The organism is Enterobacter cloacae complex sp. 372C4 (assembly GCF_050030615.1).
In the GTDB taxonomy this organism is placed as follows: Bacteria; Pseudomonadota; Gammaproteobacteria; order Enterobacterales; family Enterobacteriaceae; genus Enterobacter; species Enterobacter intestinihominis.
This window is the reverse complement of sequence record NZ_JBLGUQ010000001.1, coordinates 3,644,262-3,667,917: the sequence shown is the minus strand read 5'-3', so window position 1 is coordinate 3,667,917 and position 23,656 is coordinate 3,644,262. Positions and strand designations below refer to the sequence as shown.

Here is a 23,656-nt window from a genome sequence, read left to right as displayed (position 1 = left end):
ACATGTCCGAGCTTAATGAAAAGTTAGCCACAGCCTGGGAAGGTTTTACGAAAGGTGACTGGCAGAATGAAGTCAACGTCCGTGACTTCATTCAGAAAAACTATACCCCGTATGAAGGTGACGAATCCTTCCTGGCTGGTGCGACTGATGCAACCACCAAGCTGTGGGACAGCGTAATGGAAGGCGTTAAACTGGAAAACCGCACTCACGCGCCAGTTGATTTTGACACCTCCGTTGCTTCTACCATCACTTCTCACGATGCTGGCTACATCAACAAAGCCCTTGAGAAAATCGTTGGTCTCCAGACTGAAGCACCACTGAAACGCGCAATCATCCCGTTCGGTGGCATTAAAATGGTTGAAGGTTCCTGCAAAGCGTATAACCGCGAGCTGGACCCAATGCTGAAAAAAATCTTCACCGAATACCGTAAAACCCATAACCAGGGTGTATTCGATGTTTACACCAAAGACATTCTGAACTGCCGTAAATCTGGCGTTCTGACCGGTCTGCCAGATGCCTATGGCCGTGGCCGTATCATCGGTGACTACCGTCGCGTTGCGCTGTACGGTATCGACTTCCTGATGAAAGACAAATACGCGCAGTTCGTCTCTCTCCAGTCTGACCTGGAAAACGGCGTAAACCTGGAAGCGACTATCCGTCTGCGTGAAGAGATTGCTGAACAGCACCGTGCGCTGGGTCAGATCAAAGAGATGGCGGCTAAATACGGCTGTGATATCTCTGGTCCTGCAACCAACGCTCAGGAAGCTATCCAGTGGACCTACTTCGGCTACCTGGCCGCTGTTAAGTCTCAGAACGGTGCAGCAATGTCCTTCGGCCGCGTATCTACCTTCCTGGATGCGTATATCGAACGCGATATCAAAGCAGGCAAAATCACCGAGCAAGACGCTCAGGAAATGATTGACCATCTGGTCATGAAACTGCGTATGGTTCGCTTCCTGCGTACTCCAGAATATGATGAGCTGTTCTCTGGTGACCCAATCTGGGCAACCGAATCTATCGGCGGTATGGGCGTAGATGGCCGTACGCTGGTAACCAAAAACAGCTTCCGCTTCCTGAACACCCTGTACACCATGGGTCCTTCTCCGGAGCCGAACATCACCGTTCTGTGGTCTGAAAAACTGCCACTGAACTTCAAGAAATTCGCCGCTAAAGTGTCCATCGACACCTCTTCTCTGCAATACGAGAACGATGACCTGATGCGTCCGGACTTCAACAACGACGACTACGCTATCGCGTGCTGCGTAAGCCCAATGGTTGTTGGTAAGCAAATGCAATTCTTCGGTGCGCGTGCAAACCTGGCGAAAACCATGCTGTACGCAATCAACGGCGGCGTTGACGAAAAACTGAAAATGCAGGTTGGTCCTAAGTCTGAACCGATCAAAGGCGACCTTCTGAACTTCGACGAAGTGATGGAGCGCATGGATCACTTCATGGACTGGCTGGCTAAGCAGTATGTCACTGCGCTGAACGTCATCCACTACATGCACGACAAGTACAGCTACGAAGCCTCTCTGATGGCGCTGCACGACCGTGACGTCGTTCGCACCATGGCGTGTGGTATCGCAGGTCTGTCCGTTGCGGCTGACTCCCTGTCTGCAATCAAATATGCGAAAGTTAAACCAATTCGTGACGAAGATGGTCTGGCTATCGACTTCGAAATCGAAGGCGAATACCCGCAGTTTGGTAACAACGACGCTCGCGTTGATGACATGGCGGTTGACCTGGTAGAACGTTTCATGAAGAAAATTCAGAAACTCACTACCTATCGTAACGCTATCCCGACTCAGTCTGTTCTGACCATCACCTCTAACGTTGTGTATGGTAAGAAAACCGGTAACACCCCAGACGGTCGTCGTGCTGGCGCGCCATTCGGCCCAGGTGCTAACCCAATGCACGGTCGTGACCAGAAAGGTGCGGTTGCCTCTCTGACCTCCGTTGCTAAACTGCCGTTTGCATACGCGAAAGATGGTATCTCTTACACCTTCTCTATCGTGCCAAACGCGCTGGGTAAAGACGACGAAGTGCGTAAAACTAACCTCGCGGGTCTGATGGATGGTTACTTCCACCACGAAGCGTCCATTGAAGGTGGTCAGCACCTGAACGTGAACGTGATGAACCGTGAAATGCTGCTCGACGCGATGGAACATCCTGAGAAATATCCTCAGCTGACCATTCGTGTATCAGGCTACGCAGTACGTTTTAACTCCCTGACGAAAGAACAGCAGCAGGACGTTATCACCCGTACTTTCACTCAGTCCATGTAAGTGGAATTGACTGAAATCACGCGTTAAAAAGCGTACAATAAAGGCTCCACGCAAGTGGGGCCTTTTTAACACCCTCGCTTCATCAGTCTCTTTTGTCCGCTATCTATACTTAATGGATAACAGCCAAAACAGACTCGACATAGCCTTTGAGCTGTGCATCTACATAGGCCCCCGGATGGGCCAAATTCGGAGATATCACCGCAATGTCAATTATTGGTCGCATTCACTCCTTTGAATCCTGTGGCACCGTCGATGGCCCGGGGATCCGCTTTATCACTTTCTTCCAGGGCTGCCTGATGCGCTGCCTGTACTGCCATAACCGTGACACCTGGGACACCCATGGCGGTAAAGAAGTCACCGTTGAGGATCTGATGAAAGAGGTGGTGACCTATCGCCACTTCATGAACGCGTCCGGTGGTGGCGTGACGGCATCCGGCGGTGAAGCTATTCTTCAGGCTGAATTTGTGCGCGACTGGTTCCGCGCCTGCCATAAAGAAGGTATTCATACCTGCCTCGACACCAACGGCTTTGTGCGCCGTTACGATCCGGTTATTGATGAACTGCTTGAAGTGACCGATCTGGTGATGCTCGATCTCAAGCAGATGAACGATGAGATCCACCAGAATCTGGTTGGCGTCTCAAACCACCGTACGCTGGAATTTGCCAAATACATTGCCAACAAAGGCGTCAAGACCTGGATCCGCTACGTGGTGGTACCGGGCTGGTCAGATGATGATGATTCTGCACATCGTCTGGGCGAATTTACCCGGGATATGGGTAACGTGGAGAAAATTGAACTCCTGCCCTATCACGAGCTGGGTAAACACAAATGGGTGGCAATGGGTGAAGAGTACAAGCTCGATGGCGTGAAGCCGCCGAAAAAAGAGACGATGGAGCGCGTCAAAGGTATTCTTGAGCAGTATGGCCACAAGGTCATGTATTAACGAAAAGGCCCGGTGAAAACCGGGCCTTTTTATATTCTATTTAAAGACGCCGTTAATCACCGAAGTCACAATCGCGGTACTCAGCGCAATTAAGACCAGGTCGTCACCCACCACGCGCCATTCATAGCCCGGATAAGAAGGAAGCTGACCCAGCATATCGGCTGGCACGGTTTTCTTCGCAATGCCCGGAGGCAGTGGCTTACCGCGCGCCAGGTTTTTCGCAATACCCGGAGGCAGGGAGTCGTAGCCCGTTAAGCCGTAATTCAGTGCCAGATGGCGGGCATGATCGAAGCTCACGCGGACGTCAACATCATGACCAACATCGTTGCTGTTTTTAAAGCTCTTATCCGATTTCCCTGGATTATCCTGGCCGTTATTGTGCTTATTACCATGGTTACCAGCGTTCCCGTTACCATGATTGCCGCTATTACCTTGTCCGCCACCGTTTCCGTGACCACCGCCATTCCCGTTTCCAGGATTAGCCATGGCCGGAGCCGTTGCAAACGTTAAAGCCAACACTACGGCAAGTGCGGTAGTGGAAAAACGACGAGTAGACATGATTGCTGCCTTTTAGTGGTAGAACTCATTTGAATTATCGCCAGGCAGTAAAAACTCACAATAAGTAAAAGTCTTATATGTGACAGGGACAAAAAAGCCTGTCATCGACAGGCTTTTATTTAATCAGGCATGTGCCACTGGCGTTGGGTGCTCGCCCGCTTTGCGCAGCAGCATTAACAGATAAATAAACGATACGCTGGCGATCATGATAAACAGCAGATTATCAGAGTAATTTTGCATGAGCATAGCGGTAAAAGTCGGCCCCAGTAAACTGCCGATGGTGTAACTCAGCAACAATGCCTGGTTCATCGCCACCAGCTGGTGATGCTCAACTTTCTCACAGGCCCAGGCCATCGCGACCGGATAGAGCGTAAAACCCGCAGCCCCCAGAATGAACAGCGCAGGCGCCATCGCGGCGTTGCTGAGCATGGCGAGACAGCCCATGATGACCGCGAAAACCTGGACGCGCAGCACCAGCAGACGACCAAAGCGGTCCGCCAGGCGGCCAATCGGCCACTGGCCGACAATCCCCGCGCTGACCATCACCGCCATCCAGAAACCGATCCCGGAATCGCTGACGCCCTGATGGTTGAGATAGAGCGGCATCAGGCCATAGAGCGACCCCAGCACAATCCCGGAAATAATACAGCCGTTTATCCCCAGGCGCGCCTGACGCAGTCTCAGCATCGGCCAGACGTGCGTGGCCTCCTGATGCTCACTGCTCTGGTTCACGATACGGGTAAAGAGCAGCGGCAGAATTGCGGCCAGCACCATCCCTGTTACCCATGGCAGAACGCTCATCAGGTCGGTTGGGAATTTGCTGACCATCAGTTGTCCCAGAACGGTACCGACGTAGTAAACCATCATATAAGCCGCCAGCAGACGCCCGCGATTACGGGACGTGCCGCTGCACATCAGCGCACTTTCAACCACCACCCAGATCATGGCGCAGCCAACGCCCGCAATAAAGCGCCAGACCATCCAGCTCCAGAAGCCGACCATCAGTCCTAAACCGGCGCATCCGACGGCAAAGATCAGTGACGCCAGATAATAACTGCGGTTAAAACCAAAGCGCTTAATAAGGCTGCCCGTTAATAAGGTACCCAGCAGATTGCCCGTAAAAAAGGACGAGCTAACCATACCCACCTGCCAGGTTGGTAAGTTTTCATGGGCGAGCCATAGCGGGACGAGTGTGTTCAACACCGCGATCGCCAGGGTCAGCAAAAGCAGGCCACAGAGCAACAAAAGCACCGGGCGGGTATAGGTGGTCATGGATTAAAAACCGTGAGGAAGTTCAGATTTCGTGCGCATCATGCCACTGGCAAAAACAAAGTCAATCCACCGATTCAGGCGTCACGCACGATATGCGCCTTGTCGATTTAAAAAACTCATCCTGCTAATGCAAAGCCTGCTACCAATATTAATTATCTATTTGTTTTTATTTATTTCCGGGAATTTTTACAACGAAACATCAGTCGAAAAATTTCATGAATGAAAAAAGAAAAGCCGGGCACTATGTCCCGGCTTTTTATAACAAAATCTAAAATTAGCTGGCGACAGCCATACCGACCGTCATATGCAGACCGTAAAATACGCCGCGACCAATTAACTCCCCTGCCAGCACCAGCACAAAGGCCAGTGACAGCAACGGTAGCGCAGGCGCGTAACCTTTAAGCTGAGGGGCAATCCAGCACACCAGCGCCGCCGTCAGCAGCACCACACGCCAGGCCATCAGAGAACCGTAATCCGGTACCAGCGCCGAAGCCTGTTGGATAGAGCTGTGAATCGTCGCCAGCTCCGCTCCCTGCATAAGCGCTACAACGGTACTGATGACCAGTGCCAGCAGCGAGACCGCGGGCAGCAGGCGCATCGCCCAACCATTAATGCCAGCTACACGCAGAAGCAGATAACCCAGCAGCGGCCCGCCAATAAACATGGTCAGGAAGAAGCTCATCGGCGTCCAGACGCTGTACCAGGTCGGAACGGTATCGATGGTGTTGTACACCCGGACCATCATCCAGACGAAGACAACGCCCAGTACCATGGTGACGATGAGCCACAACGCACGTAACCCTGACGGCAGCTTTTTCAGCGCTGCCAGTAACCACCCCAGCCCGCCAACTGCAAAGAAGATTGCGCCGCTGGCAATCTCGTTACTCAGCGAAGAGGCACCTACGCGGTTCAGGGAGTTAAACGCGCGCATCGGTGAGCCCAGGTGCAGCGTAGAGGCGATAAACCCAATCCCCATCAACACCCACAGGCCAAACATGCTCAACACTAAACGCTGCTGCTGTTCAGCATTGAGGTTCCCTTTTAACAGCGCCAGCGCAAGGACGATAAACCCGCCTGCAACACACTGCCCAAAGACCGTGAAGATCATAAGCGGCCATTCATGCCATCCACTTCCCATCTCACACCTCCTTCGGGTTTGCCAGGTAGCCGGTGGTGTCACCCGTCGGACGGCTGTTGGCGTTAGGTTTAATCACAATACTCGGCTTCGTGAAGTGCGCAGACGGCAGCGGCGCGACCGCAGCAAGTTGACCGTGTTTTTTACGCAGCTCTTCAATCGGGCCAAAGTCCAGCGCGCGCAGCGGGCAGGACTCGACGTAGATGGGCTTTTTGCCGTCCGCCACGCGGCTGTGGCAGCCGTCGCACTTGGTCATGTGGCCTTTAGCCGCGTTATACTGCGGCGCACCGTACGGGCAGGCCATGTGGCAGTAGCGACAGCCAATGCAGACATCCTCGTCCACCACCACAAAACCGTCGTCGCGCTTGTGCATTGCCCCGCTCGGGCAGACCTTGGTGCAGGCCGGATCTTCGCAGTGGTTGCAGGCAATCGACAGGTAATAGGCGAAGACGTTCTGATGCCAGACGCCGTTATCCTCCTGCCAGTCGCCGCCCGCGTATTCATAAATACGACGGAAGCTGACGTCCGGGGTCAGGTCTTTATAATCCTTGCAGGCCAGCTCGCAGGTTTTGCACCCGGTGCAGCGGCTGGAATCAATAAAAAATCCATACTGGGTTGTCATCGGTTACTCCTTACGCCTTTTCAACCTGAACGAGGTTTGTGTGGGATGGGTTGCCCTTCGCCAGCGGCGATGGACGCTGCGTAGTGAGAACGTTGATGCAGCCCGCCTGATCGATACGGTTCGCATCCGGGTTATACCAGGCCCCTTCCCCCAGCGCGACAACGCCAGGCATCATGCGCGGAGTCACTTTAGCTTCGATATGCACTTCGCCACGTCCGTTGAAGATACGTACGCGATCGCCATTACTGATGCCGCGCGCTTTCGCATCCATCGGGTTGATCCACATCTCCTGTCGGCAGGCCGCTTTCAGAACGTCAACGTTGCCGTAGGTGGAGTGAACACGCGCTTTGTAGTGGAAACCGGTTAACTGAAGTGGGAATTTCTCCGTCAGCGGATCGTTGTAGTTTTCGAAGCCAGGCGTATAGATCGGTAGCGGATCGATAACGTCCCCTTCCGGCAATTCCCACGTTGCGGCAATTTTTGCCAGCTCTTCGGAGTAGATCTCGATTTTGCCCGACGGCGTGGTCAGCGGATTGGCCTGCGGATCGTCGCGGAAGGCTTTATACGCCACGTGATGCCCTTCCGGATCGCGCTGCTTGTACATGCCCTGCTTGCGGAAGGTATCGAAGTCCGGCAGGTCTGGAATGGCTTTGCGTGAGAGCTCGTGCAGATGGCGCATCCACTCTTCCTGAGTACGCCCCTCTGTGAACTGCTGCTCAACGCCAAGGCGTTTCGCCAGCTCGGACGTCATCTCATAGATAGTTTTGCACTCGAAGCGCGGTTTGATGGCCTGGTCTGTGAAGATCACATAGGACATGTTGCCGCAGGAGGCGTCCAGCGCGAAATCCATCTGCTCAGAGGCGGTGCAGTCTGGGAGCAGAATATCGGCATACTTCGCCGATGAGGTCATGTGGCAGTCGATCACCACAATCATTTCGCACTTCTTGTCGTCCTGCAAGATTTCGTGGGTGCGGTTGATTTCAGAGTGCTGGTTGATCAGGCAGTTACCGGCATAGTTCCAGATCATTTTGATCGGCACATCCAGCTTATCTTTGCCCCGAACACCGTCGCGTAGCGCGGTCATTTCCGGGCCGCGCTCGATCGCGTCCGTCCACATAAACATGGAGATGCTGGTCTGAACCGGGTTATCCAGCGTTGGCATACGTTCAAACGGTACTTCATACGAGCCTTCACGCGCCCCGCTATTACCGCCGTGAATGCCGACGTTGCCAGTCAGAATCGAGAGCATAGAAATAGCGCGGGTGGCAATTTCGCCGTTCGCGTGACGCTGCGGTCCCCAGCCCTGGCTGATATAAGCCGGTTTTGCTGAACCAATTTCACGGGCCAGCTGAACAATACGTTCGACTGGAATGCCGGTGATGGTGGATGCCCACTCAGGGGTTTTCGCTACCCCGTCGCTGCCCTGACCAAGAATATACGCTTTGTAATGCCCGTTAGCCGGTGCGCTGGCTGGCAGCGTCTTCTCGTCATAGCCGACGCAGTATTTATCAAGGAACGGCTGATCGACGAGGTTTTCAGTGATCATCACATACGCCAGCGCATTGACCAGCGCCGCATCGGTACCAGGGCGGATAGGGATCCACTCGTCTTCTCGCCCCGCGCCGGTATCGGTGTAGCGCGGATCGACGATGATCATACGTGCGTTGGATTTGGCGCGCGCCTGCTCAAGATAATAGGTTACCCCACCGCCGCTCATACGCGTTTCGCCCGGGTTGTTGCCGAACAATACCACCAGCTTGCTGTTTTCTATATCCGACGGGCTGTTACCGTCTGCCCAGCCGCCATAGGTGTAGTTCAGGCCCGCGGCAATCTGTGCGGAAGAGTAGTCGCCATAATGATTGAGATAGCCGCCGCAGCAGTTCATCAGGCGCGCTACCAGCGTTTTACCCGGCGGCCAGGAGCGGGTCATGGTGCCGCCCAGCGTCCCGGTGCCATAGTTCAGGTAGATGGATTCGTTGCCGTACTCTTTGATCAGGCGCTGCATGTTGGTCGCGATAATATCGTAGGCTTCGTCCCAGCTAATGCGCTCGAACTTCCCTTCCCCACGCTTACCGACACGCTTCATCGGATATTTCAGACGATCCGGGTTATAAACGCGACGGCGCATTGAGCGGCCACGCAGACAGGCACGAACCTGGTGTAACCCTTCGTAGTTATCATCGCCGGTATTGTCGGTTTCAACGTATTTGATTTCACCGTCCACAACATGCATACGCAGCGGACAACGGCTACCACAGTTAACGGTACAGGCACTCCACACCACTTTTTCCGGGGCTGAAGCGGGAGACAGAGCCTCCGCCGCCGACGCCAGACGGGTAAAAGGAAGCGTAAAGGCGCTGCTGGCAACCGCCAGACCACCTATTGCCGTGGTTTTCATCAACCCACGGCGAGTGACCTCGGCAGCCATTAACGCTTCAGGCGCTTTGATTTTCATAAAGACTCACTTTGGTTGCTCACAAAGAAAAGAGAGGCGGCGCATACCGCTATGTAGTTTTATATATAACGAATTCCTTCGTTACAGGTGTTTTATGCTAACTTTCGTTCGGAGGAGTATTACTACTTTAGAGGGAGGGAATATTGCGTCGTATCAAATCAAAGATATAAAAAAAGCGCCCTGAGGCGCTTTTTTGTTTTGCAGCAAAATATTAGCCGATGAACTGCTGGCCTTTCATGTAAGGACGCAGCACCTCAGGGATCTCAATACGACCATCTGCCTGCTGGTAGTTCTCCAACACGGCAACCAGCGTACGGCCAACCGCCAGACCAGAACCGTTCAGGGTATGAACCAGACGGGTCTTCTTGTCGGACTTGCTGCGGCAACGCGCCTGCATACGACGCGCCTGGAAATCCCAGACGTTAGAGCAAGAGGAGATTTCACGGTAGGTGTTTTGCGCAGGCACCCAGACTTCGAGGTCGAAGGTTTTGCAGGCGCCGAAGCCCATGTCACCGGTGCACAGCGCCATACGGCGGTATGGCAGCCCCAGCAGCTCCAGCACTTTCTCTGCGTGACCTGTCATCTCTTCCAGCGCGTCCATAGACTCTTCCGGACGAACGATCTGCACCATCTCAACTTTATCGAACTGGTGCATACGGATCAGACCGCGCGTATCACGACCGTAAGAACCGGCTTCAGAACGGAAACATGGAGAGTGCGCAGTCAGTTTGATTGGCAGATCGTCTTCGTCGATGATCTCATCACGCACGAGGTTGGTCAGCGGCACTTCCGCGGTTGGGATCAGCGCGTAGTTGCTGCTGTCAGCTTCTTCGTCCAGCGGACGGGTATGGAACAGATCGCCGGCAAATTTCGGCAGCTGGCCTGTACCGTACAGCGTATCGTGGTTAACCAGATACGGAACGTAGGTTTCGCTGTAGCCATGCTGCTCGGTGTGCAGATCCAGCATAAATTGCGCCAGCGCGCGATGCAGGTGAGCAATCTGACCTTTCATTACCACGAAGCGAGAACCGGTCAGCTTAACCGCAGCCGCAAAGTCCAGGCCCGCGTGCATTTCGCCCAGCGTCACGTGATCGCGCACCTCGAAGTCAAACTCGCGAGGCGTACCCCAGCGTTTCACTTCAACGTTGTCGTTTTCGTCTTTGCCGACAGGGACGCTGTCGTCAGGAATGTTCGGGATCGCCAGAGCGATATCACGAATTTCAGCCTGAAGAACGTCCAGTTCAGCTTTCGCCTGATCCAGCTCTTCACCCAGTTTGTTCACTTCCAGGCGTAATGGCTCAATATCTTCCCCGCGCGCTTTCGCCTGGCCAATGGATTTCGATCGAGAATTACGCTCTGCCTGCAGATTTTCTGTTTGTACCTGCAAAACTTTACGACGCTCTTCAAGAGCGCGCAGCTTATCTACATCCAGCTTAAAGCCCCGGCGTGCCAGTTTTTCAGCGACTGCGTCTGGCTCATTACGCAGCAGATTGGGATCGAGCATGCTTATCCTGTGCTTATCGAATTAAAAGAGGAAAAAGTGACCACAGCCTGCGGCCACAGAGATATATTGCCAACATTACCGCAACGATTGAACTAACGGTAGCGTTTTATAGGGCTATTTTGATCCTGTCCGGCAAGCCAGGCGAGCTTTTCGCCAATCTTACCCTCAAGACCTCTGTTTGTGGGGTGATAATAGCGGGTTTGTGCCATCTCCTGCGGGAAATACTCCTCGCCGGCGGCGTAGGCGTTGGGTTCGTCATGGGCGTAGCGATACTCCTGCCCGTAACCCATCTCTTTCATCAATTTAGTTGGCGCATTGCGCAGATGAACCGGCACATCGTAGTCCGGACGTTCACGTGCATCCGACATCGCCGCTTTGAAGGCGGTATACACCGCGTTACTTTTCGGTGCGCAAGCCAGATACACAATCGCCTGCGCAATGGCACGCTCGCCCTCCGCAGGCCCGACGCGGGTAAAGCAGTCCCAGGCGGAAATAGCGACCTGCATGGCGCGTGGATCGGCATTACCGACATCTTCTGACGCAATCGCCAGGCAGCGACGCGCGACATATAACGGATCGCCACCGGCGGTAATGATACGCGCGTACCAGTAGAGCGCCGCATCCGGAGCGCTGCCGCGCACGGACTTATGTAATGCAGAGATGAGGTCGTAAAAACGATCGCCTTTATTATCGAAGCGCGCGCTACGCTCACCGGCAATTTCGGTGAGCAGTTCAGGCTTTAATACGCGCTTGCCCGCATCGTCCACTTCGGCCATATCGACCATCATTTCGAGCGTGTTCAACGCACGACGGGCATCACCGTTAACCAGTTCGGCGATAGCAAGACGCGTCTCGTCCGGCAGAACGATATCCTGCCCACCGTAACCACGCGCGTTGTCCTCCATCGCCTGCGTCAGAACTTTTTCGATATCTTCCGTGGTCAGCGATTTAAGCAGATACACGCGCGCCCGGGAGAGCAGCGCAGAGTTCAGTTCAAACGACGGGTTTTCCGTGGTGGCGCCGATAAAGAAAATCGTACCGTCTTCAATGTGCGGCAGAAAGGCGTCCTGCTGGCTCTTGTTGAAGCGGTGAACTTCGTCGACAAACAGAATGGTGCGACGTCCGGCATTGCGGTTTTGTCGCGCCCGCTCGATCGCCTCGCGGATCTCTTTCACCCCCGACGTGACCGCCGAGATGCGCTCAACGTCCGCGTTGGCATAGCGGGCGATCACTTCAGCGAGCGTGGTTTTTCCGGTGCCGGGTGGCCCCCAGAGGATCATGGAGTGCAGATGCCCCGCCTCAATAGCGCGCGGCAAGGGTTTCCCCGCAGCCAGCAGATGTTGCTGACCGATGTACTGCGCTAAATTTTCTGGCCGCATACGGGCGGCCAGAGGTTGAAACGCATTATCTGAAAAATCGAGCGACAGGTTGCTCACTCATGCCTCTTACTTATTGCGTTGGTCGTCCACCGTTACGCCCTGCGGCGGGGTAAAGGTGAATTTCGATGCATCAATGGCGCCGTTTTGCTGAGACTTCAACTGATAGCTGCTGCGCTGATCGTCCTGCTCAACCGCGCCGAACTGATTGATGGTACCGTTGCTGCTCACGTTAATGGTGAACTGCTTCAGATTACCGTTGCTGCCTTTTGGCGTAAGGACGAACTCATCACCGTTTTGTTTGATGTTGTACTGCTGCCAGTCGCTGGACTGGTTACGGGCAATGAGCATAAACGGCGTATTGCTGGTCGCGTCTTTTAGCCAGGTGGCGGTCGCCTGCTCAACAAACGGATTGTAGAACCACAGGGTTTTACCGTCAGACACCAGAACGCTTTCATCTGGCTGGGTCATGTGCCAGTTGAACAGATTTGGGCGTTTCACCCACAAATCTCCCTGGCCTTCCTGCACCGCGTTGCCGCTGCCGTCAGTCACTTTTTGCGTGAAGCTGGCGTGGAAACTGCTCACTTTATCCAGTCGGCTTTTAAGGTCGCTGGCTGCATCAGCCCAGACGCTGCTGGCAACAAAACTGGAGAGTAATGCACAGGCGATGGCGATTTTTTTCATTGTTATTCCTTAAAATACGTCTTCCCGATATGGGGGTTCCGTTTCTATTCTGTACCTGCCCGAAGGCAGGCGACAGAAGAATATGCTTAATTTTTGCTGATTTACCCTTCTTTGCAATCGCTGAAGATTACTCAAAAGGCGGTGGCGCCAGCACCTCACGGTTACCGTTGTGCCCCTGTTCGCTCACGATGCCCTGGGCTTCCATCTGCTCAATGATACGCGCCGCGCGGTTGTAACCGATACGGAACTGGCGCTGCACGCCGGATATGGACGCTTTGCGTTTTTCGGTGACGAAATTAACCGCCTGGTCGAATAACGGATCCAGCTCTTCGCCGCCGTCAAAACCACCGCCGCCACCTTCGTTTTCGCTGTCAGAGGTGATGCCGTCAACATATTGCGGTCGCCCGCGCGCTTTCCAGTCTTGCACAACCGCGTGCACTTCCTGGTCGCGAACAAACGCACCGTGAACACGCACCGGCGAGGTGGAGTTCGGCCCGGAATAGAGCATATCACCCATCCCCAGCAGCGACTCTGCTCCGCCCTGGTCAAGGATAGTACGGGAGTCAATTTTACTCGACACGGTAAACGCGATACGGGTCGGGATGTTTGCCTTAATAAGACCGGTGATTACATCCACGGACGGACGCTGCGTTGCCAGTACCAGGTGGATGCCCGCCGCACGCGCTTTCTGTGCCAGACGCGCAATCAGCTCTTCCACTTTCTTGCCAACGGTCATCATCAGGTCGGCAAATTCATCCACCAGCACCACGATGTAAGGCAGTTTTTCCAGCACCGGATGCTGGGCATCCATGCTGTCACCCGGCTTCCAGTATGGGTCCGGAATCGGACGGCCCATACGCGCCGCCTCGGCGATTTTCTCGTTATAACCGGCCAGGTTACGCACACCCAGCGCCGACATCAGCTTGTAGCGACGCTCCATTTCATTGACGCTCCAGCGTAATGCGTTGGCGGCGTCCTTCATGTCGGTAACCACTTCCGTTAACAGATGCGGAATGCCTTCGTAGACGGACAGTTCGAGCATTTTTGGGTCGATCATGATGAAACGCACGTCTTCAGGCTGCGCTTTGTAGAGCATACTGAGGATCATGGCGTTCACACCGACCGATTTACCCGAGCCTGTTGTACCCGCAACCAGCAGGTGCGGCATCTTCGCGAGATCGGCAACCACCGGATCGCCGGCGATATCTTTACCCAACACCACGGTCAGCGGGGACGGGTTGTCGCGGAATTTGGTGTTATCCAGAACTTCACGCAGATAAACGGTCTGGCGTTTCTTGTTTGGCAGCTCAAGGCCAACGTAAGGCTTGCCTGGGATCACTTCCACCACGCGTACCGCCACGGTGGACAGAGAACGCGCCAGGTCGCGGGAGAGGTTAGAAATACGCGCCGCTTTTACGCCCGGTGCCAGGTTCAGTTCGAAACGGGTGATCACCGGGCCCGGTGAGTAGTTCACCACGTCCGCTTTAATGCGGAAGTCAGCCAGACGCGCTTCCACCAGACGGGCCATCTGCTCAAGGGCAAAGGTATCCACCGGCTCGACTTCCGCTGGCGGTGGCGTTAACAGATCCAGCGACGGCAGCGGCGTACTTGGTCGTTGCAGCGGTCGGCTGTCTCCGTTACGCATCAGCAGCGGGTGAATCAGGCTCTCCTGCGGCTGTGGTGCTGGCTGCTGGAACTGTGGCTGAGGCGGTTGAGAAGGTGTCTGCGGCTGCGCATACGCCTGCGGCGCCGGCTGTTGCGGCTGCCCGTAAGCCTGTGGTGCAGGCGGCTGACGCACCGGCTCCGCTTCCGGCATTACGCTCGGCGTGAACAGCGGTTCGCTTGGGCCATCATCCACCAGATCTTTCATTGGTGAGAATTCGAAATCCGACAGCGAGAACGGGTTTGCCCCCGAAGGTTGCTCACCGGAATAACGCTGCTGCTGCGTTGCTGCAAACTGGCGCGCCAGCTCCGCTTCGGCCGCATCATCGTCGTCCTGCTGTGAAGGCACGTGATGCTGTGAAGGCACGTCATGCTGATACTCTTCGCCGTAACGCTGATTCTGCTGGGCAGCAAACTGACGCGCCAGCTCATCCTGATGCAGTTCGTCGGCATCATCTTCGTAGTCGGACTCACGGGCTTTTTCTTCCGCCATACGCTGGGAAGGCAATTTAATGCCATAAGAGGCCAGCTCCCGGCGAGTCGGTACGCGCACGCGGTTAGGGCGCGGCAGCTGTGGACCAATGCCCTCTTTCACCTGAGGACGCGGGGCGCTGTCGGTTGCCGGGCTGAATAGCGGAGCGGACGCGGCAGCTGCTGCCGTTGCCTGCTTCACGGCTTCTGCACCCGACGCAACGGCTGGCGTAGGTTCTACAGGTGGAACGCTGACCGAAGGCGCTTTTGCAACAGGCTCCTGCACCGGCTCGGGCACGGGCTGATACCAGGCGGCAAGCTGCTCGCGCTCACGGGCGCGGCGCTCTTCCACTTCTTCAAAATAGTATAATGGCGGACGGGATGGCTTCGCTTCCTCCACCACTTCGGGTTCAGACACCGGTGCAACGTATGGCTGTTCAGGTACAGCGGGTTCGGGCGTATAAGCCTGATACGGTTGTTGCGGCACGCTGGCAGGCTCAGGCGGCTGATACGGTTGCTGCCACTGTTCCTGCTGCACAGGAATATAACTTTCAGGCTCAGGCGCAATGGTCGGTTCAGGCGTATGGACGCCTGGCGCAGTCTGCCAGTCTACCTGCGGTTGCTGGATCGCGGACTCCGGTGCCGGAACAGGCGAGGACGGCATCACGGCTTCAACAGGCGCAACATGGGCCTGAGCAGCCGTCGTTGCGGCAGCAGCAGCGGCTACCGGTTCAGTCACGGAGTGGCCATTCAGCAGCGGATCGTATTCGTCATACTCTCCCGGCGTGGCTCGATGGCCAGAGAACAGTACGTCATCAGGGTCGACGGCCGCACCGCGATACTCAATCTGCTCGTCTTCATCCATACGTTTGCCGGAGAACAGCGCGGCATCCGTTTTACGGCCTAACGGGTTAGCAAATTTTTCAGCGACGCGCTGGCGGCGCGCCAGAGCACCGCGCAGAATACGCGCGCGGCGAGATTCACGCCGCTGTACAGGCGCCTCGTCTTCCTCTTCGTACTCATCTTCATACTCGTCTTCATCGACCCACGTATCGTCACGACGGGTACGGTTGCTGGCGAACGTCAGCAGCGTCAGAATAAAGCTGCCGATCTTCTCAGCAATGCTCACCCAGGACCAGCCGGTAAACAGCGTCAGGCCCGCCGCCCAGATACAGAGCAGCGCCAGCGTGCCGCCGCTGCTATGAAGCATCGGTTGCAGCGCGGAGCTCAACAGGCTGCCGATCACCCCGCCGGAGGCGAAGTACCAGATATCATCGGCGTTGATCGCCGCCAGCCCACAGGAGGTGAGGATCAGCGCCAGGGCGCCAATCAGGCGCAGCGAAACGGCAAAATAATCGATGTAGTCGTCGTTCTGTCGATGACGCCAGGCAAACCAGCATCCGCCAATAATGATGACGGGAAGGGTATAAGCCATCACTCCGAAAATGAAAAAGAGCGTGTCCGCAAGCCAGGCACCGGGAACGCCACCTAAGTTATGAATAGGCTCATGCCATGCGGTTTGCGACCAGCTGGGATCTGAGGGGTTGAAACTGAGTAAGGCGGCCATCAGCCAGACGGCAAAAAGGGCAATAACAATCAGTAACGCCTCGAGGAGACGACGTCCGCTGCTTAGCTTAGATAATGTGACTTCTTTGTCTTCAGTGTATTCCTGGCTCAAGAAAGGCTCTCCAGGTATCAGGCATGTCCTGCCTGTGTGCTAAAACGGACAACAGCGCCGGGTATCCCCGGCACTGTTGCTGTATGGATTAACAGGAGTGTAATCAAACTACACTGATTTTGCACCTGTTCCGTGTTAGCGCGTCTTAATAACCAGACGATTGCTCTGTTTGACCTCTTCCATCACCACATAAGTACGGGTGTCGTTCACGCCTGGCAGACGCAGCAGGGTTTCACCCAGCAGCTTACGGTAGGCGGACATATCAGGCACACGGGTTTTTAACAGGTAGTCAAAATCACCGGAAACCAGATGACACTCTTGAATTTCTTCAAGTTTTTGTACAGCGGCGTTAAATTGCTCAAACACATCCGGCGCACCACGATTCAGAGTAATCTCAACAAATACCAGAAGTGAGGCATCCAGATAATGCGGGTTTAGCAGAGCCGTATAGCCCTGGATAAAACCCTGTCTTTCCAGTCGACGCACACGCTCAAGGCACGGCGTCGGGGAAAGTCCCACACGTTTTGAAAGCTCGACGTTGGAAATACGCCCATCCTTTTGCAATTCATTAAGAATGTTACGATCGATACGGTCGAGATCTTTGCCAGGGCGCTTCTTGCTATCTACCATTATTATTGTCTCTCTGTATTCCTTCCCTACTCCTGCCTGGACCCTGTGCACATCACTGTTCAGAGCCTGCACCCGTTATTCATCACATCGCCTGGTTATGTATTAGACGCGATGTGGATTCGGGTTCTGCGGTAAGAAGACCGTTGCCCGAAAGCAGTCACAGACATCACGTATGGCGTCTGTCCACACCATGCGTAGATTTCACTGACCCGGTAAAAATGGCATTTACGTGCATGTCTATTCGGCATGCAGTTCATGCGTCTTTTTTTCTTCCTTGAATGTTTTCGCAAAAGCGCAGGGGATTGTCAAAGCAAAACATCGATTTTTAGTACAAGATGCCGGATATTCATTACGGGGGGGTATTAATCATCATTTTATTGCCTTATAAACGCGCGATTTTCAGTAGCAGACGTGATATGACCGTATCTGATCCATAGGGCGTGACTATTGCATATATCGGAAGCAAAACTGTCGTGCTCTTTTTTTACGGCAACAAATTCCCTACAATCCAGCCCATTGCCTGCCAACAACAATGGGGATCTCATGGGCACGACCAAACACAGTAAGCTGCTAATCCTTGGTTCTGGACCTGCGGGATATACCGCAGCGGTCTATGCTGCACGCGCTAACCTGCAACCGGTACTGATTACCGGGATGGAAAAAGGCGGTCAGCTGACCACCACCACGGAAGTGGAAAACTGGCCGGGCGACCCGAACGACCTGACCGGGCCGCTGCTGATGGAGCGCATGCACGAGCATGCTGCTAAATTCGAAACCGAAATCCTGTTCGACCACATTAATAAAGTGGATTTGCAGAACCGTCCGTTCCGTCTGACCGGCGACAGCGGTGAATACACCTGCGATGCGCTGATCATCGCTACCGGTGCCTCTGCCCGTTATCTCGGTCTGCCGTCTGAAGAAGCATTCAAAGGGCGCGGCGTATCAGCCTGCGCGACCTGCGACGGTTTCTTCTATCGCAACCAGAAAGTTGCGGTGATCGGCGGCGGCAACACCGCTGTGGAAGAAGCGTTGTATCTGGCGAACATCGCCTCAGAAGTACACCTGATCCACCGTCGCGACACCTTCCGCGCCGAGAAGATCCTGATCAAACGCCTGATGGATAAAGTGGCGAGCGGCAACATTGTGCTGCATACCAACCGTACGCTGGAAGAAGTGACCGGCGATCAGATGGGTGTGGCGGGTCTGCGAATTCGTGATACGCAGAACACCGACACCGTCGAAACGCTGGAGGTGGCAGGCCTGTTTGTGGCAATCGGTCACAGCCCGAACACGGCCATTTTCGAAGGCCAACTTGAGCTGGAGAACGGCTACATCAAAGTGCAGTCTGGCATTCACGGCAATGCCACGCAGACCAGCATCCCAGGCGTCTTCGCGGCTGGCGACGTGATGGACCATATTTATCGTCAGGCGATCACCTCTGCGGGCACCGGCTGTATGGCCGCGCTGGACGCAGAACGCTATCTGGACGGACTGGCAGAACAAGGTAAATAATCTTTACAAGTCAGTAACAAACGTAAATAAAGGCGGCCACTGGTCGCCTTTATTTTTGCTCACGTGTAACATGCAGATGTCTAATTTCTTATAACGTCACCTGCAAAGTACGCAATGGAAAAAACCCGTCAACAAGAGTTAACGCGCTGGCTGAAACAGCAAAGCGTTCTGTCCCGCCGCTGGCTTATGATTTCCCGCGTTCTGGGATTTATCAGCGGTCTGTTGATTGTTGCCCAGGCATGGCTGCTGGCCCGCATTCTCAATCATATGATCATGGAGAGCATCCCGCGCGAAGCGCTGCTGCTGCCGTTTATCGTTCTGGTGCTGGTTTTCGTCCTGCGTGCGTGGGTGGTCTGGCTGCGAGAACGGGTTGGGTTCCATGCCGGCCAGCACATCCGCTATGAGATCCGCCGCAAAGTGCTCGACCGGCTTTCGGAAGCCGGGCCTGCGTGGATCCAGGGCAAACCGGCCGGTAGCTGGGCGACGCTGATCCTTGAGCAAATCGACGATATGCACGATTACTATGCGCGTTATCTTCCACAGATGGCGCTGGCAGTGTTTGTGCCTCTGATGATTGTTATCGCCATCTTCCCTGTTAACTGGGTAGCGGCTCTGATCCTGATGGGGACCGCCCCGCTCATCCCGCTGTTTATGGCGATGGTCGGCATGGGCGCGGCAGATGCCAACCGTCGCAACTTCCTGGCGCTGGGCCGGTTAAGCGGCCATTTCCTGGACCGTCTGCGCGGTATGGAAACCCTGCGGATCTTTGGTCGCGGTGAAGCGGAGACCGAAAACATTCGCCTGGCGTCGCAGGATTTTCGTCAGCGCACCATGGAAGTGTTGCGCATGGCCTTCCTTTCTTCCGGCGTGCTCGAGTTCTTCACCTCCCTGTCGATTGCGCTGGTGGCGGTTTACTTTGGCTTCTCCTACCTCGGCGCGCTGGACTTTGGCCACTACGGTACGGCGGTCACGCTTTCCGCCGGGTTCCTGGCGCTGATCCTGGCCCCGGAATTTTTCCAGCCGCTTCGCGATCTCGGCACCTTTTACCATGCTAAAGCGCAGGCGGTTGGCGCTGCCGACAGCCTGAAAACCTTCATGGAAACGCCGCTGGCGCATCCTGAGCGTGGTGAAGTGACGCTGAATACGAACGATCCGGTGACCATTGAAGCACAGGATTTTTCTGTTCTGTCGCCTGAAGGCAAAGTGCTGGCAGGTCCGCTGAACTTTACCCTGCCCGCCGGGCAACGTGTGGTGCTGGTGGGCACCAGCGGTTCAGGTAAAAGCTCATTGTTGAATGCGCTGTCAGGTTTTATGGCGTACACCGGATCGCTGCGTATCAACAAAACGGAGCTGCGCGAGCTCGATCCTGATGCCTGGCGTAAACAGCTAAGCTGGGTGGGTCAAAACCCTCAGCTGCCTGCCCCGACGCTGCGCGAGAATGTGCTGCTGGCAAGGCCGGATGCACGTGACGATGAGCTGCAATCGGTCCTCGACCGCGCCTGGGTCAGCGAGTTTTTGCCGCTGCTTGCGCAGGGTGTCGATACCCTCATTGGCGATCAGTCTGCCGGGCTGTCAGTGGGCCAGGCACAGCGCGTCGCGGTTGCCCGTGCGCTGCTGAACCCCTGTTCGTTAATGCTGCTGGACGAACCCGCCGCCAGCCTGGACGCTCACAGCGAGCAGCGCGTGATGGATGCGCTTAACGCAGCCTCACGCCAGCAAACTACCCTGATGGTGACCCACCAGCTGGAAGGTATTGCCGACTGGGATCAGATCTGGGTGATGGAAAACGGACACATTGTTGAGCAAGGCGATTACGCCGCGCTTGTTGCCGCGCAGGGGCCCTTTGCGACCCTGCTGGCGAACCGTCAGGAGGATATCTGATGCGCGCCCTGCTTCCCTATCTTGCTTTGTATAAACGCCACAAATGGATGCTGACGCTCGGGATCGTACTGGCGATTATCACTCTGCTCGCCAGCATTGGCCTGCTTACGCTTTCTGGCTGGTTCCTCTCCGCGTCTGCGGCCGCAGGCTTTGCCGGGCTATACAGCTTTAACTACATGCTGCCTGCCGCCGGGGTGCGCGGCACGGCGATTACGCGAACTGCCGGGCGCTACTTCGAACGCCTGGTCAGCCACGACGCGACCTTCCGCGTGCTGCAACACCTGCGTATTTATACGTTCAGCAAATTGCTGCCCCTCTCCCCTGCCGGGCTGGCACGTTTTCGGCAGGGCGAATTACTCAACCGCGTAGTTGCGGATGTGGATACGCTGGATCACCTCTATCTGCGCGTCATCTCGCCCATGGTGGGCGCGTTTGTGGTGATTGTCGTGGTCACGCTGGGGTTGAGTTTCCTGGATGTTCCCATCGCACTGACGCTCGGCGGCATCATGCTGATGACGCTGATCATTCTGCCGCCCCTGTTTTATCGTGCAGGTAAAACCACCGGGGAAAACCTGACGCGTCTGCGCGGGGAATACCGCCAGCAGCTCACCTCCTGGTTGCAGGGTCAGGCCGAGCTCACCATTTTTGGTGCCAGCAAGCGCTACCGCACCCGTATGGAAAATACGGAACTGAACTGGCATGAAGCCCAGCGTCGCCAGTCTGAACTGACCGCGTTTTCTCAGGCGCTGATGATGTTAATCGGTGGGTTTGCCGTTATCGCCATGCTCTGGATGGCCTCCGGTGGCGTGGGCGGTAACCCGCAGCCTGGCCCGCTGATTGCGCTGTTTGTTTTCTGTGCCCTGGCAGCCTTCGAAGCCTTAGCCCCGGTCACCGGCGCCTTTCAGCATCTCGGCCAGGTGATTGCCTCTGCGCTGCGCATTACGGATATTGCAGAGCAGGAGCCGGAAGTGAAGTTCAGCGCGGGTCAAACCGCTGTGCCGGAGCAGGTCGCGCTGACGCTCAGCAACGTCACCTTCGCCTACGACAAGCAGGCGCAAAACGCGCTGGAAGACATCAGCCTTTCTGTTGATGCCGGGCAGCGCATTGCGATCCTTGGCCGTACGGGATGTGGCAAATCGACGCTTCTGCAACTCCTCACGCGCGCCTGGGACCCGCAGCAGGGCGAGATTCGGTTTAACGACCTTCCGCTGTCTGATTATAGCGAAGCGGCCTTGCGTAAAACCGTCAGCGTCGTGCCCCAGCGTGTGCACCTGTTCAGCGCTACGCTGCGCGATAATCTTCTTCTGGCGGCACCGGACGCCTCTGACGATACGCTGCGGGCGATGCTGGAACAGGTTGGGCTGTACAAGCTGCTTGAGGACGACGGGTTGAACAGCTGGCTGGGTGAAGGGGGCCGACAGCTTTCCGGCGGCGAACTGCGTCGTCTGGCCATCGCGCGCGCCTTGCTGCACGATGCTCCGCTGATGTTGCTGGATGAACCGACAGAAGGTCTGGATGCGACAACCGAGAGTCAAATTCTTGATTTACTGACAAAGGTGATGAAAGGCAAAACCGTGCTGATGGTCACTCACCGCCTGCGCGGGCTGGTGAATTTCGATCGAATAATTGTGATGGACAACGGACACATAATTGAGCAAGGTAATCACGCAGAGCTGCTGGCAAAACAGGGTCGCTACTACCAGTTTAAACAGCGCCTGTAGACTATATTTGTAGCGTCCTCTCTCGCGTACTGGAGTTCTGTTGTCATGCGCCTGGTGCAGCTTTCTCGCCATAATATTGCGTTCCCTTCTCCGGAGGGGGCGCTGCGTGAACCTAACGGATTGCTGGCTTTGGGCGGCGATCTCAGCCCGGCGCGTCTCTTAATGGCTTACCAGCGCGGCATCTTCCCGTGGTTTTCTCCCGGCGACCCGATTTTATGGTGGTCTCCGGACCCGCGAGCCGTGCTGTGGCCCGGGCAGTTTCACCTGAGCCGCAGCATGAAGCGTTTTCACGCAAATTCGCCCTATCGCGTCACGCTCAATCACGCCTTCGGGCAGGTTATCGAAGGCTGCGCTGAAGATCGTCATGAAGGCACCTGGATAACCCGCGACATCATTATCGCCTACCACCAGCTTCATGAGCTGGGCTACGCGCATTCCATCGAAGTATGGAAAGATGATGACCTCGTTGGGGGGATGTACGGCGTGGCGCAGGGCACGCTTTTCTGCGGCGAGTCGATGTTCTCCCGCGCCACGAATGCGTCGAAAACCGCGCTGCTGGTTTTTAGCCAGGAATTTGCCCAACGCGGCGGACAACTGATGGATTGTCAGGTGCTGAATGAGCACACCGCCTCGCTCGGCGCGGTTGAAATTTCCCGCCGACGCTATATCGAACACCTTGAACAGTGCCGACAGGAGACTCTTCCGCGCGATTTTTGGGTTCCCAGAATGCTCTTTATGCCCAATGCCTAAATGTTTTCCGCATATTTTTTATGAGGGTGTTATAATTACGCCGCAGAGTAGCTTCTGCCTGTTGCCCCGCCGCCGTTTGGGACCCTCGCTTCAGATAACGTCCTGACGTTTATCCTGTCGTATCCCCTTTACGAATGCGCTTTCCGTTCGGTTGTACCGTGACGCTTGGGCAATACGCTGAAATTGTTTTGCTGCGTTTTAAACGCGCAATTCTTTACTTAATTGATGAATTTCGGCATTATCTTGCCGGTTCAAAACTTGGTAGTGATACCCCAGAGGATTAGATGGCCAAAGAAGACAATATTGAAATGCAGGGTACCGTACTTGATACGTTGCCTAATACCATGTTTCGCGTAGAACTGGAAAACGGTCACGTGGTAACTGCGCACATCTCCGGTAAAATGCGCAAAAACTATATCCGCATTTTGACGGGCGACAAAGTGACTGTTGAACTGACCCCGTACGACCTGAGCAAAGGCCGCATTGTCTTCCGTAGTCGCTAATTGTTTTCGCCTG

The 23,656-nt window shown here is 55.3% G+C and carries 17 protein-coding genes; 7 read left to right on the top strand and 10 right to left on the bottom strand.

Going from position 1 to position 23,656, the window contains the following annotated elements; genetic code table 11:
- Positions 1-2: 2 nt before the first annotated feature.
- Both pflB and pflA read left to right on the top strand, forming a co-directional pair.
- A complete protein-coding gene (pflB, locus tag ACQG11_RS17805; RefSeq protein ID WP_022647624.1) occupies positions 3-2,285 on the top strand; it encodes a formate C-acetyltransferase in 2,283 nt (760 codons plus the stop codon).
- Between the two features lie 203 nt (positions 2,286-2,488).
- On the top strand, positions 2,489-3,229 hold the full coding sequence (gene pflA / locus ACQG11_RS17800; protein ID WP_003858250.1) for a pyruvate formate lyase 1-activating protein: 741 nt from the start codon (positions 2,489-2,491) through the stop codon (positions 3,227-3,229).
- A 36-nt stretch (positions 3,230-3,265) separates the two neighbouring features.
- On the opposite strand, the gene ACQG11_RS17795 is transcribed toward pflA, so the two are convergent.
- From ACQG11_RS17795 to lrp, 10 genes are all read right to left on the bottom strand, one after another.
- The gene (locus ACQG11_RS17795) at positions 3,266-3,787 is read right to left on the bottom strand and encodes an anti-virulence regulator CigR family protein (RefSeq protein ID WP_032624534.1); all 522 of its coding nucleotides are present in this window, start codon (positions 3,785-3,787) and stop codon (positions 3,266-3,268) included.
- Between the two features lie 123 nt (positions 3,788-3,910).
- Complete coding sequence (locus tag ACQG11_RS17790) at positions 3,911-5,059, bottom strand: MFS transporter (RefSeq protein ID WP_426728638.1); 1,149 nt, start codon at positions 5,057-5,059, stop codon at positions 3,911-3,913.
- 274 nt (positions 5,060-5,333) lie between these two features.
- Positions 5,334-6,197 carry a dimethyl sulfoxide reductase anchor subunit family protein gene (locus ACQG11_RS17785; RefSeq protein WP_023299719.1) on the bottom strand — a complete coding sequence of 288 codons (864 nt, stop codon included), beginning with the start codon at positions 6,195-6,197 and terminating at the stop codon, positions 5,334-5,336.
- A 1-nt stretch (position 6,198) separates the two neighbouring features.
- A complete protein-coding gene (locus ACQG11_RS17780) occupies positions 6,199-6,816 on the bottom strand; it encodes a DMSO/selenate family reductase complex B subunit (RefSeq protein WP_426728637.1) in 618 nt (205 codons plus the stop codon).
- Between the two features lie 10 nt (positions 6,817-6,826).
- Complete coding sequence (gene dmsA / locus ACQG11_RS17775; RefSeq protein WP_023299718.1) at positions 6,827-9,271, bottom strand: dimethylsulfoxide reductase subunit A; 2,445 nt, start codon at positions 9,269-9,271, stop codon at positions 6,827-6,829.
- Between the two features lie 211 nt (positions 9,272-9,482).
- The gene (serS, locus tag ACQG11_RS17770; RefSeq protein WP_003858266.1) at positions 9,483-10,775 is read right to left on the bottom strand and encodes a serine--tRNA ligase; all 1,293 of its coding nucleotides are present in this window, start codon (positions 10,773-10,775) and stop codon (positions 9,483-9,485) included.
- Positions 10,776-10,867: 92 nt separating this feature from the next.
- Positions 10,868-12,211: a replication-associated recombination protein RarA gene (gene rarA / locus ACQG11_RS17765; protein WP_063853952.1), complete on the bottom strand. Its 1,344-nt coding sequence runs from the start codon at positions 12,209-12,211 to the stop codon at positions 10,868-10,870.
- Positions 12,212-12,220: 9 nt separating this feature from the next.
- Positions 12,221-12,835, bottom strand: a complete 615-nt coding sequence (gene lolA, locus ACQG11_RS17760) for an outer membrane lipoprotein chaperone LolA (protein ID WP_022647618.1) — start codon at positions 12,833-12,835, stop codon at positions 12,221-12,223.
- A 127-nt stretch (positions 12,836-12,962) separates the two neighbouring features.
- Positions 12,963-16,646 carry a DNA translocase FtsK 4TM domain-containing protein gene (locus tag ACQG11_RS17755; protein WP_395036126.1) on the bottom strand — a complete coding sequence of 1,228 codons (3,684 nt, stop codon included), beginning with the start codon at positions 16,644-16,646 and terminating at the stop codon, positions 12,963-12,965.
- A 135-nt stretch (positions 16,647-16,781) separates the two neighbouring features.
- Positions 16,782-17,276 carry a leucine-responsive transcriptional regulator Lrp gene (gene lrp / locus ACQG11_RS17750; RefSeq protein ID WP_000228469.1) on the bottom strand — a complete coding sequence of 165 codons (495 nt, stop codon included), beginning with the start codon at positions 17,274-17,276 and terminating at the stop codon, positions 16,782-16,784.
- 543 nt (positions 17,277-17,819) lie between these two features.
- Between lrp and trxB the strand changes: the two genes are divergently transcribed.
- The 5 genes from trxB to infA all read left to right on the top strand — a co-directional run bounded on the left by trxB (position 17,820) and on the right by infA (position 23,643).
- Complete coding sequence (trxB, locus tag ACQG11_RS17745; RefSeq protein ID WP_022647616.1) at positions 17,820-18,788, top strand: thioredoxin-disulfide reductase; 969 nt, start codon at positions 17,820-17,822, stop codon at positions 18,786-18,788.
- A 114-nt stretch (positions 18,789-18,902) separates the two neighbouring features.
- On the top strand, positions 18,903-20,669 hold the full coding sequence (cydD, locus tag ACQG11_RS17740; RefSeq protein WP_058676867.1) for a heme ABC transporter permease/ATP-binding protein CydD: 1,767 nt from the start codon (positions 18,903-18,905) through the stop codon (positions 20,667-20,669).
- Positions 20,669-22,390 (top strand): heme ABC transporter ATP-binding protein/permease CydC, encoded by a 1,722-nt coding sequence (gene cydC, locus ACQG11_RS17735; protein ID WP_337257742.1) that lies wholly within the window; start codon positions 20,669-20,671, stop codon positions 22,388-22,390. The genes cydD and cydC overlap by 1 nt, the downstream gene beginning before the upstream one ends.
- A gap of 45 nt (positions 22,391-22,435) precedes the next feature.
- Complete coding sequence (gene aat, locus ACQG11_RS17730) at positions 22,436-23,140, top strand: leucyl/phenylalanyl-tRNA--protein transferase (protein ID WP_023299713.1); 705 nt, start codon at positions 22,436-22,438, stop codon at positions 23,138-23,140.
- A 284-nt stretch (positions 23,141-23,424) separates the two neighbouring features.
- Positions 23,425-23,643, top strand: a complete 219-nt coding sequence (infA, locus tag ACQG11_RS17725) for a translation initiation factor IF-1 (protein ID WP_002211347.1) — start codon at positions 23,425-23,427, stop codon at positions 23,641-23,643.
- Positions 23,644-23,656 lie beyond the last annotated feature (13 nt).

Bases quoted from the DNA above. Each gene is read 5' to 3' on its own strand.
- pflB (WP_022647624.1), top strand. From the start codon at position 3: ATGTCCGAGCTTAATGAAAAGTTAGCCACAGCCTGGGAAGGTTTTACG.
- pflA (WP_003858250.1), top strand. From the start codon at position 2,489: ATGTCAATTATTGGTCGCATTCACTCCTTTGAATCCTGTGGCACCGTC.
- ACQG11_RS17795 (WP_032624534.1), bottom strand. From the start codon at position 3,787: ATGTCTACTCGTCGTTTTTCCACTACCGCACTTGCCGTAGTGTTGGCT.
- ACQG11_RS17790 (WP_426728638.1), bottom strand. From the start codon at position 5,059: ATGACCACCTATACCCGCCCGGTGCTTTTGTTGCTCTGTGGCCTGCTT.
- ACQG11_RS17785 (WP_023299719.1), bottom strand. From the start codon at position 6,197: ATGGGAAGTGGATGGCATGAATGGCCGCTTATGATCTTCACGGTCTTT.
- ACQG11_RS17780 (WP_426728637.1), bottom strand. From the start codon at position 6,816: ATGACAACCCAGTATGGATTTTTTATTGATTCCAGCCGCTGCACCGGG.
- dmsA (WP_023299718.1), bottom strand. From the start codon at position 9,271: ATGAAAATCAAAGCGCCTGAAGCGTTAATGGCTGCCGAGGTCACTCGC.
- serS (WP_003858266.1), bottom strand. From the start codon at position 10,775: ATGCTCGATCCCAATCTGCTGCGTAATGAGCCAGACGCAGTCGCTGAA.
- lolA (WP_022647618.1), bottom strand. From the start codon at position 12,835: ATGAAAAAAATCGCCATCGCCTGTGCATTACTCTCCAGTTTTGTTGCC.
- lrp (WP_000228469.1), bottom strand. From the start codon at position 17,276: ATGGTAGATAGCAAGAAGCGCCCTGGCAAAGATCTCGACCGTATCGAT.
- trxB (WP_022647616.1), top strand. From the start codon at position 17,820: ATGGGCACGACCAAACACAGTAAGCTGCTAATCCTTGGTTCTGGACCT.
- cydD (WP_058676867.1), top strand. From the start codon at position 18,903: ATGGAAAAAACCCGTCAACAAGAGTTAACGCGCTGGCTGAAACAGCAA.
- cydC (WP_337257742.1), top strand. From the start codon at position 20,669: ATGCGCGCCCTGCTTCCCTATCTTGCTTTGTATAAACGCCACAAATGG.
- aat (WP_023299713.1), top strand. From the start codon at position 22,436: ATGCGCCTGGTGCAGCTTTCTCGCCATAATATTGCGTTCCCTTCTCCG.
- infA (WP_002211347.1), top strand. From the start codon at position 23,425: ATGGCCAAAGAAGACAATATTGAAATGCAGGGTACCGTACTTGATACG.